Source organism: Methanocella sp. MCL-LM (assembly GCF_049676595.1).
Lineage (GTDB): Archaea > Halobacteriota > Methanocellia > Methanocellales > Methanocellaceae > Methanocella_A.
The window spans coordinates 555,770-570,805 of record NZ_CP187259.1 but is presented as its reverse complement, the minus strand read 5'-3'; the positions used below and the strand labels follow the sequence as shown (position 1 = coordinate 570,805).

Annotated in this window: 15 protein-coding genes and 1 tRNA gene; 10 read left to right on the top strand and 6 right to left on the bottom strand. The window is 55.6% G+C overall.

Annotated elements, in window-relative coordinates:
- Nucleotides 1-80: 80 nt before the first annotated feature.
- Nucleotides 81-527 (bottom strand): hypothetical protein, encoded by a 447-nt coding sequence (locus tag ACPLPM_RS02870; protein ID WP_424358729.1) that lies wholly within the window; start codon nucleotides 525-527, stop codon nucleotides 81-83.
- A 624-nt stretch (nucleotides 528-1,151) separates the two neighbouring features.
- On the opposite strand from ACPLPM_RS02870, the gene ACPLPM_RS02865 reads away from it, so the two are divergent.
- From ACPLPM_RS02865 to ACPLPM_RS02850, 4 genes are all read left to right on the top strand, one after another.
- Nucleotides 1,152-1,535: an archaellum operon transcriptional activator EarA family protein gene (locus tag ACPLPM_RS02865; RefSeq protein ID WP_424358728.1), complete on the top strand. Its 384-nt coding sequence runs from the start codon at nucleotides 1,152-1,154 to the stop codon at nucleotides 1,533-1,535.
- A gap of 2 nt (nucleotides 1,536-1,537) precedes the next feature.
- Nucleotides 1,538-2,485 carry an ATP-binding cassette domain-containing protein gene (locus ACPLPM_RS02860; protein ID WP_424358727.1) on the top strand — a complete coding sequence of 316 codons (948 nt, stop codon included), beginning with the start codon at nucleotides 1,538-1,540 and terminating at the stop codon, nucleotides 2,483-2,485.
- Nucleotides 2,482-3,825, top strand: coding sequence for a carboxypeptidase regulatory-like domain-containing protein (locus ACPLPM_RS02855; protein ID WP_424358725.1), 1,344 nt, complete (start codon nucleotides 2,482-2,484; stop codon nucleotides 3,823-3,825). The genes ACPLPM_RS02860 and ACPLPM_RS02855 overlap by 4 nt, the downstream gene beginning before the upstream one ends.
- A gap of 386 nt (nucleotides 3,826-4,211) precedes the next feature.
- Nucleotides 4,212-4,646 (top strand): Hsp20/alpha crystallin family protein, encoded by a 435-nt coding sequence (locus ACPLPM_RS02850; RefSeq protein WP_424358724.1) that lies wholly within the window; start codon nucleotides 4,212-4,214, stop codon nucleotides 4,644-4,646.
- An 839-nt stretch (nucleotides 4,647-5,485) separates the two neighbouring features.
- On the opposite strand, the gene ACPLPM_RS02845 is transcribed toward ACPLPM_RS02850, so the two are convergent.
- The gene (locus ACPLPM_RS02845; RefSeq protein WP_424358723.1) at nucleotides 5,486-6,034 is read right to left on the bottom strand and encodes a YkgJ family cysteine cluster protein; all 549 of its coding nucleotides are present in this window, start codon (nucleotides 6,032-6,034) and stop codon (nucleotides 5,486-5,488) included.
- On the bottom strand, nucleotides 6,031-6,672 hold the full coding sequence (locus ACPLPM_RS02840; RefSeq protein ID WP_424358722.1) for a hypothetical protein: 642 nt from the start codon (nucleotides 6,670-6,672) through the stop codon (nucleotides 6,031-6,033). The genes ACPLPM_RS02845 and ACPLPM_RS02840 overlap by 4 nt, the downstream gene beginning before the upstream one ends.
- Before the next feature lie 545 nt (nucleotides 6,673-7,217).
- Here ACPLPM_RS02840 and purT point away from each other — a divergent pair.
- Genes purT through ACPLPM_RS02815 form a run of 5 tightly spaced genes read left to right on the top strand, consistent with a single transcriptional unit; the run spans nucleotide 7,218 to nucleotide 11,519 of the window.
- Nucleotides 7,218-8,498, top strand: a complete 1,281-nt coding sequence (gene purT / locus ACPLPM_RS02835) for a formate-dependent phosphoribosylglycinamide formyltransferase (protein ID WP_424358721.1) — start codon at nucleotides 7,218-7,220, stop codon at nucleotides 8,496-8,498.
- Nucleotides 8,499-8,527: 29 nt separating this feature from the next.
- Nucleotides 8,528-8,686 (top strand): 4Fe-4S binding protein, encoded by a 159-nt coding sequence (locus ACPLPM_RS02830; protein WP_424358720.1) that lies wholly within the window; start codon nucleotides 8,528-8,530, stop codon nucleotides 8,684-8,686.
- A 2-nt stretch (nucleotides 8,687-8,688) separates the two neighbouring features.
- Nucleotides 8,689-9,909 carry a phytoene desaturase family protein gene (locus tag ACPLPM_RS02825; protein ID WP_424358719.1) on the top strand — a complete coding sequence of 407 codons (1,221 nt, stop codon included), beginning with the start codon at nucleotides 8,689-8,691 and terminating at the stop codon, nucleotides 9,907-9,909.
- A gap of 35 nt (nucleotides 9,910-9,944) precedes the next feature.
- Nucleotides 9,945-11,054 (top strand): winged helix DNA-binding domain-containing protein, encoded by a 1,110-nt coding sequence (locus ACPLPM_RS02820; protein ID WP_424358718.1) that lies wholly within the window; start codon nucleotides 9,945-9,947, stop codon nucleotides 11,052-11,054.
- Nucleotides 11,055-11,060: 6 nt separating this feature from the next.
- On the top strand, nucleotides 11,061-11,519 hold the full coding sequence (locus ACPLPM_RS02815; protein WP_424358717.1) for a DUF5946 family protein: 459 nt from the start codon (nucleotides 11,061-11,063) through the stop codon (nucleotides 11,517-11,519).
- A 15-nt stretch (nucleotides 11,520-11,534) separates the two neighbouring features.
- Here ACPLPM_RS02815 and ACPLPM_RS02810 read toward each other — a convergent pair whose 3' ends face one another.
- Nucleotides 11,535-13,124 (bottom strand): hypothetical protein, encoded by a 1,590-nt coding sequence (locus ACPLPM_RS02810; RefSeq protein WP_424358716.1) that lies wholly within the window; start codon nucleotides 13,122-13,124, stop codon nucleotides 11,535-11,537.
- 127 nt (nucleotides 13,125-13,251) lie between these two features.
- On the opposite strand from ACPLPM_RS02810, the gene ACPLPM_RS02805 reads away from it, so the two are divergent.
- Nucleotides 13,252-13,323: transfer RNA gene (locus tag ACPLPM_RS02805), tRNA-Arg, on the top strand.
- 319 nt (nucleotides 13,324-13,642) lie between these two features.
- On the opposite strand, the gene ACPLPM_RS02800 is transcribed toward ACPLPM_RS02805, so the two are convergent.
- A complete protein-coding gene (locus ACPLPM_RS02800) occupies nucleotides 13,643-14,527 on the bottom strand; it encodes a winged helix-turn-helix transcriptional regulator (protein WP_424358715.1) in 885 nt (294 codons plus the stop codon).
- Nucleotides 14,517-14,906: a hypothetical protein gene (locus tag ACPLPM_RS02795; RefSeq protein ID WP_424358714.1), complete on the bottom strand. Its 390-nt coding sequence runs from the start codon at nucleotides 14,904-14,906 to the stop codon at nucleotides 14,517-14,519. The genes ACPLPM_RS02800 and ACPLPM_RS02795 overlap by 11 nt, the downstream gene beginning before the upstream one ends.
- Nucleotides 14,907-15,036: the final 130 nt, after the last annotated feature.

Here is a 15,036-nt window from a genome sequence, read left to right as displayed (position 1 = left end):
TTACCCTACCATCAATTAAAAATCGTGCACATGGGCCCCATGTGCACAATAATTCGTATTAGATTGGATACCTGCTCTGATCAGAACTGTTCATGAAACAGTATAGTCCCTCCATTTAACGGAGCGGAACGGGCTGGAGCATTTCCCTGATACGTATGTCTTGCGGTGACGTAATAGTCGCCCACGTTACCATTTAATGAACCTGTAATTTTTACGTTGGTACTCGGCTGTCCTGCATACAGTGATTGCCCGCCTGAGGGTAAATTAAGCTCAGAACAATATTCAACTACATAACCTGTACTTGAGCTGCTCCAACAGTTACCCCAGTCATTATTCCATCCGACTTGATCATACCGAGATACATATTTTTCACCGGATGCATCGTAATTTTTCGTGGCGTACGACCCATAGTCACGCGAAGCCATCAAACCAAACAGAGCTTCACTTGCAGATGCGTATCCGCTGGCGAATACCGCAAGAACTGCAGCAGCTACTACTATAGTCATGATTCTACTCTTCTTCATCATATTTCACCTTTCAAGGTTTAGTAAGCACAGCAAACCCAGCCAGGATGAATCAGGGCAGTCTGGGTGAAAGCCCTGATCCCGCCCCGACCGGGCGTCATTACACACACTTAGGTTTAGTAAGCAATGCGTCAGACAGCACAAGAGAACGGCAAACGTCATTACTGGGTTTATCACTGTTTGCCCGCCCCCGTGCACCGGGCGCTGTGCTTCCAAACGTCCGTTGCTCAGATGACTATTTAAGTATTATTGCTGTCCGTGAAATAAAACGGATACTTATCTGAGCAATTAGATACTATAGACAAAATCGACGAATACTGCCATTATTTTGCTATGCGTCCGGTGATCAGTATTAAATGATTTTTAAATTATAAAATGAGCAAATGATACTCACATATCAAGATTATGCCAGGATTACAAAATATACGGTTGATTTTTATATGGCACTTAATCGATCCATCATAATTACTTTTAATTACAGGACTGTAATCACAATGTAGCCAGCGTACGTCCTTTTTAACAAAAATCTGGGCGCTGCTTGCTTTTTTAACGTTTTCTGACAGAACCTATATAAATACCTTGTAAAAAAGCAGTTTCGGGGGTATTCGATTGGAGGTGTACCCAAAAATGGTTGAGAATTGCGCGAATCAAGCGGACATAGGGCTGGTTTACCGGTCTTTGAAGTACAGCAGGGCTCGTATGGACCTGTACCACCGCCTCTGCGACGTCTACCCGCTCGAAGTGAGCGGGAAAGAGCTGGCGAGGTATGGTAATCTGACTCTGGCGAACGCCTTCGGGGCGCTGGTGGGCAATGGGGACTACCAGACTGAGAAATCGCTGGTCGGCCTGGGGCTGGCTGTACGGATCCCAGCAATCGTCGATGGCAAGACCTTGGACCTGTTCCGGGCCACGGAGTACGGGCTGGAGATCAAGTACCGCATGATGGACTACAGGCAACGCCTGGGCCCGACGGGCGCCGAAGCCCGGGTGGGGAGCAGCGTGAAGGTGTAAACATGGGAGACGCAGTAATATTAACTGAAAACTTAACCAGACTGTATGATCAGAAAGCAGTGGTCAACAACCTGAGTTTCAGTGTCGGGACTGGTGAGGTCTTCGGCTTCCTGGGGCCGAACGGCGCGGGCAAGAGCACGACCATGAAGATGCTTCTCGGACTGGTGCAGCCCACCAGCGGTACCGGCAAAGTCGCCGGGCATGACATCATCCACGACGTTTTAGAGGTGAGAAAGGCCTGCGGTGTCCTCCCGGATCCCTATGGTTTCTACGAGAACCAGACTGCGTGGCAGAACCTCGAATTCTACTGCAAATTGTACGGCATCCGCGGCAAGGAACTGGAAGAGAAGGTCGACAAAACGCTGGATAAAGTGGGCTTGCACGATGCGAAGCACAAGAAGGTACACAAGTTCAGCAAAGGCATGAAGCAAAGGCTCGGCGTAGCCCAGGTCATCGTACACGACCCACAGGTGATGATGTTCGACGAGCCCACCGCCGGCATAGATCCCCAGGGAGCCGAGGACTTCCGCAACCTAATGCTGGAGATGAAAGCCAGAGGTAAGACCATCTTCCTGACCAGCCACGTCATGCCCGAAGTAGAGGCGATCTGCGATCGAATCGGCATCATCGTCAACGGCGAAATGAAGATCTGCGGCAACGTCGACCAACTGGTAGAACAGTTTTCTATAAGGAAGGGCTACCAGCTCCGGCTAAGAGTGAAAGAAATCGACGAGCCCCTAGTTAGAAGCTCACTAAATAATATCACAGGCATTTCTGCAATCGCCAGGAATAACGGTTTCTACGTGATCAACGCCTCGCAGGATGTCTCGGAAGATGTATCCCGGGCGGTTTGCAGGACCGGCGGCCTGATCACCGAGCTCGATGTGTACCGGCCTACGTTGAACGAGATCTTCCTCGAAGTCACCCGTCCCGTAGCGGTGAAAGAATGAAGCTCCCAACCAGAATCCTCCTAGTCCCAATCCTCCTATCCTTATTATTGGTTACCTCCACCACCTCTGCCGTCGCCGACTCTCCCGTCATCGTAATGGTAAAAGATAAGAACGGAGCGGTCGGCGGAGCAGTCGTATCCGTACAGGTCAACGGCGCCACATACTCTACGCAGACCGACCTGAATGGAATCGGCAATTTCTCGTTGCCTCCGGGCCAGTACTACTTCACCGCCTCAAAAACAGGGTACGCTCAGGGAAGTGGAACCGCAACCGTCGGCGACAATTCCACCGTTACTATCACTCTCACCAACCTTTACACGTTAAGCGGCACTGTGATCGACTCGGCCACCGGCCAGCCGAAGAAGGATGCTGCAATCACGATCACTAACAAAGAGACTGATAAGTCGTACACCGGCGGCACGAACGACAACGGAGTGTTCAGCATCCCGGTGCCCAACGGGTATTACAGCGTGACTGTCAGGGCTCCCTTCTACCAGCAAACCGTCATGGATGACAAGGGTGCAGGTTACCACGTGCTGGACAGCAGCCTGTACATCGGGTACCTGCCCATCGCCACGGACAATAATATTACTAGTTTGAACGGAGTCAAGCTGACTACGGATTACCCGGGCAAAGTCGTCAAAGTAAACCAGACTGTCACCTTCGACGTCACGTTGACTAACAATGGTATCGTGGATAAGTCGTACGCTGTCAGCGTGAAGGATGCTCCAGCCGGGTGGAACGTTCAACTGCTGTCCGGCTCGGACGTGATCAGCCGGATCTTCGTAGAGAAGGGCTCTTCGAAGACCTTCCAGGTTAAGACTACACCATTATCGGCAGGCAGCTACGTGATTACAGTTGTGGCTGGCAGCGAAAGCGACACTGGCCAGGTCCAGTTGTACGTGGACTCCACGACAGATACCGATTACAAGTTAGAATTCTCAGTGCCGGAGAACCTTAGCCTCGCTGCCGGGACGAGTAAGAACGTGGACGTTTACGTTAAAAATAATGGCTCAGGTAAACTTTCCAGCGTAAGGATTGACATCGGGAGCGACGATGTGCCGGAATCGCTGAACTCAGAGGTAGTGACTCGCGAAGCGAGCGAGCTTGCCCCCGGCGAGTCGAAGCGGTTCGTAGTCAAGATCACCGCGAAGGCGGACGCTTCCGAGGGCACGGAAAGGCTGTACATGCGGGCGGTGAGTAACGAGGCGAAGACGGAGCAGAAGTACGTCGAAGTCAGCGTGAGCAGAAGCAACTCCTGGCTCGGCATAGGCATCGGCATAGCCCTGTTAGCGATTCTGGCCTTCGGCTTCATCGTCTGGAAATACGGCCGACGCTGATCTGACTAAAGTAAAGATTATCAAAACCACCTGGTAACTCCAATACCAGCACTGCAAGCAATGGCAGGTTTCTCAACCCCTGCCAGAGCCCACCATACAAGGCACCGGGGAGCACCCTGCTGTTCCCCGGTGCACACCTCCTGGTTACTGCACTGTCTCCGTGCCGCCGTGGACTAAAAAAGGGTTCCTACACATGTAGTTCACCATTGTCTCCGTGTCGTTGTGCCGCCGTGGTTAGAAAACGTTGTGCCTTTGTGCCGTTGTGGTTACCAGTCGTTGTGCCCGCCGTGCCGCCGTGGTTAACACAGGAGCCGGTTTTCCCGCGGGCAAGTTTTGTGCATTTCCGCACAGATATTTCTGCACACAATCAGGAAGGAGGAGCGCGGATGAGAGAGCATTCACTGGACCCGATGGACGAGCTGCGGAGCATGCAGGAGAGGCTGAGCAGGATCATGGGCGAGATGAACATGCCCATGGCGGCAGGAGAGCGCGGGGTGCAGGTGCCCCACGTGGACATCAGGGAGCATGGGAACGAGATCATCGTCACCGCCGACATGCCCGGCGTCAGCAAGGACGATATCAGCATCGACGTTAAGGAGGGCAACGTGCTGGAAATCTCGGCCCGGAAGAAAATGGAGAGCCAGAAGGAGGAGAAAGGCTACATCCGCCACGAGCGGGGCTACTCGAAGTTCTACCGCTCCATATCCCTGCCATCGGACGTAGACAGGAGCAAGGCAAAGGCGACCTACAACAACGGCGTGCTGGAGATCACCCTGCCGGTGACGGAGAAGCACAAGGCCCACGGCATACCGATCTCCTAAGTTTTACACGTGAGGCCCAAGAAAAATCATCGGGAGGCCGGGGAGGGCCCGGGAGGCTCGGGAGGATTTTCAAGCTGGGAGGTCAGGGAGGGTCAGAGGTCAGAGAGGAGGTCCGGGAGTGTGGAAAGGTCAGAGAGGATAACACAATATTATTCTGAACTTTTCTTATGAGCGCTCGTACCATTTACGTGAAGTACACAAGGTAGACGAAGTACACGAAGTTCGATAAAAGGGCTGACTGTAAGCTGATCTTATAGTCTAACTTGTGTATAGTCTTTCTGGAAACCTTTTGGACATTCCTGTGCCTGGGTGTTCGCCTTTTGAACGCCTGCATCCGCAGGCGTTCTATAAGGCGATTCGTACACGATCGCTGCGCTGTGCCGGGACACAGATTGTACAGATTTGACAGATTGTACAGATACTACCTGCAATCCAATATCGTCTAACCATTTTTTTTATATCGTATCTGTCCAATCTGTATCATCTGTACAATCTGTGTCCAGGCACAGCGCAGCGATCGTCATCGTTCACACGAGAATAAGCAAGGGCTATACGCCCCACGATCTGATCGGACAGATGCCCAAAAAGTTTCAGAAATGACTATACTTCGTGCACTTTGAGTACTTCGTGTAAACGGTACCTGACGATCCGATGAAGGGCGCATGTGATCATCATTAAAACAGATCCTCACTATCCTCAGGGTACCTCTCATAACCTTCTCCCTGACCTCAGTACCTCCCTGACCTCCCAGCTTGAAAAGTCTCTCTGACCTCCAGTAACCTCCCATGCCCCCCTCGCTGATCCTCTCAGTACCTCCCGGACCTGAAATATTAAACAGCTCACCTGTTCCGGCCTCGCCCGGAGGTGTGCCGGTTCCACCCGTGGGGCTTCATCTCGTCTTTCAGCCGCTCGAAGACGTTGAACACGATGGGGCAGACGGAGCAGTTGGCGACCATGTTGGCCAGCCGGCTGGTAAACCTGCCCTTGTGCAGGTGGGGATATGAGGCGCAGTCCGCGGGCCGGCTTTCGTAGCACGTGCAGATGTCGTCCTTCAGGAAGGCGCAGGGGCTTTTGCTGAACCTGAGCCCGCCGTACTCCTCGTCTTTTACCACATATTCCGCGGCAAGCTGATCGACAGATATGCCCGTACCTTTTGAGAGCCTTTCGACGTCTTCGGCGCCCAGCTTCGGAGACAGGCCTTTACAGCAGTTCGCGCAGGTCTTGCAGTCGAACTGCGCCAATTCCTGGCGGTAGAGCTCGTGGACTATCCGGTCGATCTCGGCGCCATCGATGGCGCAGCCTTTCAGGAATTCCCGGAACCGCCAGTTCTCGTCTTCCTTACGCCCGGCCAGCCTGTCGAGGCTTGCTAAGTCACTACATCTGGTCATATCAGCATGCCCTGCTTCCCGAAAACTCGGTTGGCTTTGAAGAAAGCCACGTATCTACGGGTATCATCACTATCTGCTTTCGCCCGCTGATAAAAGTTCTCGTATGCCCTCATCATCCGGCTTTTAACGTCTTCCCGGAAGGCGAAGAAGAACCCGGAGGCCTTGTTGAAGCCCTTAAGCGGAACGATCCTCAGGAACAGCAGCGTTTGTTTAGGAAAGGACATACTCAGGCCCCTGTCGGTGATCTGCACGTGACCGTGATTCCTCATCACATCTTCGAGATCGACCGTGCCGTCCTCCTTGGAGATCGCCGTCACCCTGAACAGCGAGGTGTACGAGGCCAATAAGCCTGCAAGCACCTCTTTTTCGATCTCGTCAGCCCCGCCGTACTGTTCGACATAACGCTGGACCGGCGTTCTCCCATCCGTTCGGCATTCGTAGAGGGCGAAGTCCATGAGAATGTCAGGCTCCTGATCGCTTTTGAAGACCATGACGCCATCCTTGACTATGCCAAGCTGCTCTGCGGCTTTACCGAGCCCATCTCTGTCGAGGACTTTTTCCATCAGCTTGTTATTCAGTTCCATACTCTTTTTCTTGTACAGATCGTATTCAGCGAGCGGATTAGGCTTTCCCGGCATAATTGAGAGATGTACGTAATTTTATAAAATCATTTAGATTTTGGCGATAGAGAGGTCTATTGGTAATGCACAGCGGTTGCATGGTCTCACGTGAAGGAAGACGAACGCTGCGCTGTGCCAGACCCTCACAGATTCCACGGATGCATACAGAATCCACGAATTACGACCGATTGCACAGATGAAAAGCGATTCCACAGATAACATTCATCGATCAGGTAGACACGAGAAGCATAACCTTTAACGTGTTATAATATCTGTGGAATCGAGCGTCATCTGTGGAATCTGTGAGGGTCTGGCACAGCGCAGCGTTCGTGTACGTTCACGAGCACAGAGACAACCGCTGTAGTATAATCCAGGAAATTGGGGCCGGCACAGCGCAGCGTTAGTATTGCTGTCTCACGCCACATAAGAAATCAGGTATACACACCGAGCGTTCGTCTTATTGTCTCACATCGCCCGGGAGCATCCGGCCGGGTAGTATAGAGGGACAGCTAAAGCTTTTATCTTTCCCGCCCTTCATATGATTTAGTCAAGAGGTAGCTGCCATGGGTATCACAGCACGGAAAGTTTTAGGGACTCCATACGCAAACGGGGCCAAGCTGATGTTCCTCGGGGCCGGGGAACTGGGCAAGGAGACGATGATCGAGGCGCAGCGGATGGGCATCGAGATCGTCGCGGTCGACCGGTACGCCAATTCGCCGGGCATGCAGGTGGCGCACAGGTCGTACGTGACCAACATGAAGAGCGAGCGGGCGCTGCTGGCCATCGTCGAGAAGGAGCGGCCGGACGCTATCATTCCGGAGATCGAGGCCATCAACACCGACACGCTGTTTAAGCTGGAGAAGGAGGGCTTCTTCGTGGCGCCCTGCGCAAACGCCGTTTGGACCGCCATGCACAGGGAGCGCCTCAGAGAAGCGATCGCTTCCACGGGCGCCAGGACTTCGAAGTACGAGTATGCGACCGACCTTGAATCTTTTAAGGCGGCGTGCAAGAAGATCGGCTTCCCCTGCGTGTCCAAGCCGATCATGTCGTCGAGCGGCAAGGGCTCTTACGTGCTGAAATCCTCGAAAGACGTCGAGAAGGCTTTTAAGGAAGCGGCCAAGGCCCGGGGCTCCTCGGACAAGATCATCGTCGAGGAGTTCATCGACTTCGACATCGAGATCACCGTCCTCTCAGTCCGGTACCTGAACGATAAGGGCAAGCCCGAGAGCAAGTTTGTCAAGCCCCTGGGCCACTATCAGATCGAGGGCGACTACCATGCCTCGTGGCACCCGTGGACGGATGTCACGGACAAGAAGATCGACAAGCTCGAAAAGGAGATCTACGACTACGCCGACCGGATCATGAACAAGCTCGGCGGGTGCGGCCTGTTTGCCCACGAGATGTTCGTGGACACAAAAAACGGCAAAGTCTACGCCAACGAGACGGCCTGCCGGCCACACGATACCGGCCTGGTGACCATCGCCAGCATGCCTTTCGGGTACTCGGAGTTCGCCCTGCACGCGAAGGCAGTGCTCGGCATCCCCATCGCATGGGAGGGCAAGGTTATCGAGCCCCGCTCCACGGCGGCGTCCCACGTTATCCTGTCCCACACCGAAGGCTGGTACCCCCAGTTCAAGGTCGAAGGCGCCTACGCCCCCGATACCAACGTGCTGATCTTCGGCAAGCCGGAGGCCTACGAGGAGCGCCGCCTGGGCGTGGTCCTGGCCACCGCCAACAACGTAGAGGACGCGAAGAAGAAGGCGCAGAAGTGCGCTCACACGGTGAAAGTGTCCGCCAATGATAAGTGGGCCGGGCAGGAAATAACGGAAAAGCATTATAAGTAGAATGGGCAATAAAAACGACAGATGGTTTCATGAGGATCGCTGAAACTTGTGTCGGCTGCGGGCAGTGCAAAGTCTTCTGCCCAGTCGACGCCATAAAAACCTGCGGCATCAGCAGGATAACTGAAAGCTGCACTGAGTGCGGCACATGCAAGGGATACTGCCCGATAGGCGCCATCAGGGAGGACTGAATTTGAAGATAGCAGTCATCGGCGCCGGACTGGGCGGCCTGCTCTCTGCGGCAGCGCTCTCCAAAGAGCACGACGTCACCGTATACGAGCAGCTGGACATGTACGGAGGCCGGTTCACTAACCTGCCTTACAAGGGTTTCCAGCTGACCACAGGCGCTTTCCATATGATACCCCACGGCCCCACCGGCCCGCTGGCTCTTCTGCTGAAAGACGTGGGCGCCAGCGTCGAGATCGTCAGGTCGAAGCCGGAGGGCACGGTCCTGATGCAGGACGGTAAGCTCGTCAGCGCCATGAACTTTGTCGACGTGCTCTCGCCGGCGACAAAGCTGAAAGTGCCCCTGCTGGCGATGAAGGCCCTCGGCCAGAAAACGGGCACCGCAGCCGATTTCCTCAAAGGCTTCCCGGATATACTGCCGCTCGCTGACAGCTTCTGCGGCTGGTCACTGTCTACGACGGCGGCCAACACTCCGATGGCCGAAGTCGCCGCCATCCTGAAGAACATGCAGAAGTACGGGATGCCCGGCGTACCCATGGGCGGCTGCAGCGGCGTCGTAGACGCCCTCGCGGGAGTCGTGGAGGATAACGGCGGTCGCATTAACCTGAGCACTAAAGTGGATGCGGTCAAGGTCGAGGACGGCAAGGCGACCGGCGTATCCGTAGGCGGACAGACGGTCCCGTTCGACGCGGTCGTGTCCGACATCGGGCACCAGCTGACCGCTAAGCTGTACGATCCTAAGCATCTCGAGGGTAAGTATGCAGATGTGCTGACGAAGGTAAAGCCTTCGGCCGGCATCAAGATCTGCCTCGCAGCCGAAGAGCCCCTCGTCGGCCACCCCGGCGTGCTGTTCACCCCTTACACCCAGAGGGTCAACGGCATCAACGAGGTCACCCACACCGATCCTTCTTTAGCCCCGAAGGGCAAGCACCTGACCATGTCCCACCAGACGATGCGGACCGCCGACGTCCAGCAGGAGATCAAGCTCGGGCTGGAAGACCTGAAGAAGATTTTCCCCGGCAAGAAGTACTCGGTGCTGATGGTCCAGTCTTACAAGGACGACTGGCCGGTCAACCGCATCTCCTCCGGCTTCGACCTCGGCAACCTGACCCCGGTGAAGGGACTGTATGTCGTCGGCGACGGCGCCAAGGGCAAAGGCGGCATCGAAGTCGAAGGCGTCGCGCTCGGCGTGCGGAACATGCTGGAGTCGTTCGCCAGAGCTAACTAATTTTTTACGCCTGGATCAGAGGGTGGATTCCTGTGTTGACAGAGCTGTCTGCGGATCAAGTCCGGGCGATGCGCCTTCGTGCCCAGTACCTCCACCCGGGGGTCACTCCAGATAATATGCTGCAAGTAGTACGGGCGCTGTGCGGTGTTAACGCCCAGCTAAAGCCTGCGATGCTGTTATCTCTGCGGGCCCGTGCCAGAGGTTTCCGGCCCGGGCACCTGGCAGGCCAAAGACAAGAGCTCGTTAGAACCTGGGCTATGCGCGGGACTCTCCACCTTCTGTCGAGGGATGACCTTGGCTGGATCCTCCCGCTGATCAGTCCGAGGCTGACGGCAAGGACCCGACGGAGGCGCCTGGAGCTGGGTCTGGACGAGGAAAAGCTGAAGAGAGGCCTGCGGGAGATGCATGCCGTCCTCGCACAGGAAGGGCCGCTGACCAGAGGCGAACTGGCAGACCGTCTGATCGGCCGGGGCGTCGATATCGAGCGAAAAAGCCAGGCGCTGTACCATCTGCTCGCATATGCCGGCCTCAAGGGCCTCATCGTCATGGAGCCGGATCGCCCGGACGGGGAGGAAACCTACTCGCTCTCAAAAACGACCGGCAAAGCCCTGTCAAGGGAACAGGCGCTGGCCATGCTCGCAGGCCGCTATCTCGAAGGATACGGCCCGGCAAGCGCGGCAGACTTTGCCGCCTGGTCCGGGCTAACCATGGCAGATGCGAAGACGGGCTGGGAACTGTTGAGGGCAGAGGGATCGCTGGCAGACGTCACCGTCGACAAGCGTGTGCTTGGTGCGCTGGAACAGCAGCTGAAATCGGCTACTTACGATGATTCTACTGATTTGATCGTCAATCTTCTGCCGGCCTTCGACACCTTAGTCCTCGGGTATTCCGACCGGAGCCTCGTGGTCCCTCAAAAGTACCAGGCCGAAGTGTATCACGGCGGCCAGACGGTGCCTGTTGTCCTGGTAAATGGCGCAGCCGCCGGGGTCTGGAGATACGAGCGCCAGAGCAGGTCGATCAGGATCGAGGTGCACCCGTTCGGGCGGCTTGACATGAAGACTAAAGACCTCATCGAGGAAGAGGCCGGGGATGTCGGACGGCTCTTCGAGCTTGCCGCAACGGTCAAATACGCGAGCGGCGGGTGATGTGCCGTGAGCCCGGACGATCTTTCCCCATGCCCGCAATGCGGTGCCGCTCCGCTGGATGGTAAGACCTGCAAGGACAAGTATGGTGAGATCCTGGCCCTGGAGTTCCAGGAGCCGGCGGTTTTCGGGGCGGTGCACCACATTACTGTGACCTGCTACAACCTCCAGCACCCCGACTTTTTTTCAGATGAGGCAATAGAGTGGATGGAGACGTCCCTTCGGAAAATCATCGAGGAAGGGCTCTCCCCGGCAGAGCTTCGGAAAAGCGCCGGAAAAAGAACCGGGGAGGGCATGAAGGTCAGGCGCCGGACTGCCCCCGCAGAAGTGCCCCGAAGAAGCCGCTGGTCGATGACCGTCATGGACGTCAGGGCCGACAATGCCGAAGTCTACGTCAGGGATATCCGGGCGTGGGCCAGGTCGATACTGGATGACCTCAGCGGGGATGACTGCCGGCAGGCGTCCTGAGGCCTGTCGACGATATTATTTTTGATCCTCCGTCAGGTTATAGCTGTAGATCAGGTAATTCTGGTTTTTGGTCAGCGACGCGTTGATACCGGAGGTCAGCGTATCGATAATGAACCTCGAATCGGCGTTGAGCGTCGTGTTGTCCAACAACAGGAAACCCTGGCTGGGAGTAACCTGATACCATCTCTCGCACGAGAGTAGCCTGTTCGGCTCGATGCCGTTTGTGGCGAAGGTGACACACCTGACGGTCACTTTCTCGCCGGAGAGATAGGTGATAACATTGGAGTTCTCGTAGGTGCTGTAGCCGTGCGTCTGCCCGTTATCGACTAAGTATTGAATGAGCGCGTGCTCCTGCGCGTTGGGCGTGAAGTTCGAGGTGCTCACGAAGATTACGTTACCGGCGGCAGACAGGACCAGCAGCGCTAATACCAGTCCTCCGAACAGCTTCTCGTTTTCCGGGTAGAAGAGGGCTACGAGCATGACAATGGCCAGCGCCGTAAATGTAATGTACCGGGCTGCGCCCAAGTCGAACACATAGTCCGACAGCAGGAAGTAGCCGAACATCATGGCGACGGACGCTAGCAGGACAGCGGGCAGCAGCCGGTCGCCTTTTCTCTGAACGAGGGTCCAGCCTGCGTAGCCGAGGACCGCGAGCAAGCCGAGGGTAGACACCAGCCCCGCCAGCCCGGCAATGCCAGGCCAGTTCCCGGCCTCTGACAGGCCTTTCAGCAGGAAGCTCCCCATGGCTTCGAAGAACATGGGCAGGTTAGCGATGATCTGGGAGAGCGGGTTGATGCCCAGAGGCCGCTTAAGCCAGTCAGCCACCAGGTACATTTTAATGACGTAAGCCAGCGCAGACACGGCCACCACGGAGACGATCGCCACGTTCGAGGCCCGGGTCTTCTCTCGATATACCAGCAGGTACGCCAGCACGTACGGGACGACGATCCATGCGAGCACGATGGTGTCGGAGAAGGCGGTAAAGAACGCCACCGCTGCGAGGCATGCGAGGTACGGCCACGGCATTTCAGCCGGCTGCGGGGCCTGCGCTTTCTTCCTCCGGGCTGTGGGCTGAGGGGTAGCCTCCGCTTTCCCGATCCTGTTGATGTACAGCAGTAGCAGTAGTATGATCCCGCCGAAGACGATGGTCGCGTTGTGGGTAGTCGGCTGCGCAAACGCCCAGTACCCGGCCGGAGGGATGTTAGCGGCCAGCGCTGCAAACACCAGCGCGGCGTTGAGCTGGCGGCTTACCAGGTAGATTACCGCCGAGAGGACGGCCACCCCCAGGATGAATATCCCGAAGGTGACCAATTTGAGCGCCAGAGGATCATAGTTGGTCAGTATCTGCGGGATCAGCTGGAGCGGAAGCTCCGTGAAGAAGAACGTGTCCGCGGCGGTCACGTGGTAGCCGGTCAGCAGGTAGTTGTGGTGCTTCCAGATCTCCATGGACAGCATGCCCATGCCTACTGTATCGCTGTTCAGCCACATGTTTACCGACTGGTAGAGCTTCACAGCCAGACCCTGAAGAATGAAGATTATCAGAGCTGCCCGGAACAGCAGTTCCCAGTTTACCGCGTCTTTTTTACCTGAAGCGGGTAACCCCATAATACCACCTGCCGATCTTTACTAGTACAGGGTTTTACCGCAGATATAATTTTTGAGGAGCCGGTCGCCCGGGCAAAACGGAACTCAAAGTTTATATCATAGTGCGTGCATTAGTGATCGTCAAAACGCCCCTATAGGGTAGTGGATATCCTTGGAGCCTCCGGAGCTCTAGACCGGGGTTCGAATCCCCGTGGGGGCGCTAAAAGTTTTGAAGGGGCTCTCGGGGGACTTTTTCAAAAGTCCCCCTGAGTCTCGACACCGGATTAAGCCCGAAGGGCACTTTTATAGCGATGTTTTTGAAGGGGTGGCGAGGGGGGCTTTTTACAAAAAGCCCCCCTAACACCACACTGGGACAACTTTTTAGACATTCACAAAAAGCCCCCCTAACACCAGCCATAGCAGCATTAAACATGCTACAAAAAGCCCCCCTAACACCACGCAGGGACAACTTTTTAGACAGACGCAGAACCTGTGCTCGGTCAGAGAGGATAAAGTCAGCAGCAGGTTTAGATGGCCCCTCACGCGGCCGAAGGATCGGGCATGGAGGCGTTCGCCAGTGCAGTGTTGCCCAGGTGCTCGTGTCCGGCTGACAGCCTGGCCAGGAGCGGAGCTGCCACTTCCGAGATACAGTTATAGCTATTCCTGCCGGCCTTCTGCACCCGGATAATGCCGTCCTGCTCCAGCCGCTTGATATGCCAGCTGATGGTGCTTTTGCTCCGATTGGAAAGGCGGCACAGCTCGATGCTGGTAATGTGGGGCCGTTCCAGGATGCTGTTGAGCAGGAGTTTGCCGGTCTCGTTATTGAGCCTCGCGTGCAGCCGTAGCTCCATTTTGTCCCAGAGCCGGTTCCTGGCGAAGTAATGGATAGCCTTATCGACTTTCACAGTCAGGAGGCCGTTCGCCTTTTCGAGGACGTCGAGGTGGTATGTGACCGTCCCTTCGTTCAGGCCCAGCTCGTGGGCGATCTGCGGGCGGGTGCTGCCGGGATGGCTGACCGCGTACTCGTACACCAGCTTCCTGGTGCGGCCGTCCAGCACGTTGTTGTTGTTAAACCTGCTGTATAATGGTACTACGGCGGTGATCCAGCAGAGCCCGCTATTGAGCAAGCCCTTCGATTTCGAAGCGATAAGCGTCCAGTGCAGCGAAATCAGGGAGGCTGCGAGCAGGCAGAGGGACAGCAGGTAGTAGTGGATGCTAATGATTGGCGGCACTTCCGCCGCGCTGACCTGCCGCGGTTCGCCGAGGTCGATCGGCTGGTAAGCCTGACCCCCGTCTCCGGGGCTGCCGGGGAAGATCATGGGGTAAAACACGTATGTAAGGCATATCCCGGCTATGCCCAGGGTGAAGCAGGCTAAGGATATGATCCGGGACAGCTCCATGCTTTTTAGCCTATTAACCTCCATACGCCTCGACCTCCAGTTTTATCACGACGTTCGTGTTCGCGCTGTTGGTCACGGTCAGGCTGATGTTGCCCGGCGAGGAATTTGTGGGGTAGTAATCGTGAGTGTCGCCTGCGCCGGTAAAGTCGTGATAGCCCAGGTAAGCAGAGCCGGGAGGCACGCCGGTATTGCTCAGGTATACCACTATTCTTATGGGGGTGGCCAGGAGATTCGTTTCCAGCATGGTTATGCTTACTTTGGCGATCGTGGCACCGGTGTAAGGGTATACGATATTATTAACGCCAGGAGTGAGGGTGAAGACGTCCTCGCGGGCATAGGCCGAACCAGTCGCGCCTATCAGTAGTACTAACGCTATAAGCGTGGCAAATACCCAGATTCTCACGGCTTGCATGGTAACCATTTGCTATTTAAAAGCTCCAGGTACATATAGGTTACCTTATCATGGCCTGTAATTTCGGCATACCCTGGCCGATAGTTCGATGATCGTCAGATAAGCTATTAATAGCATGCGG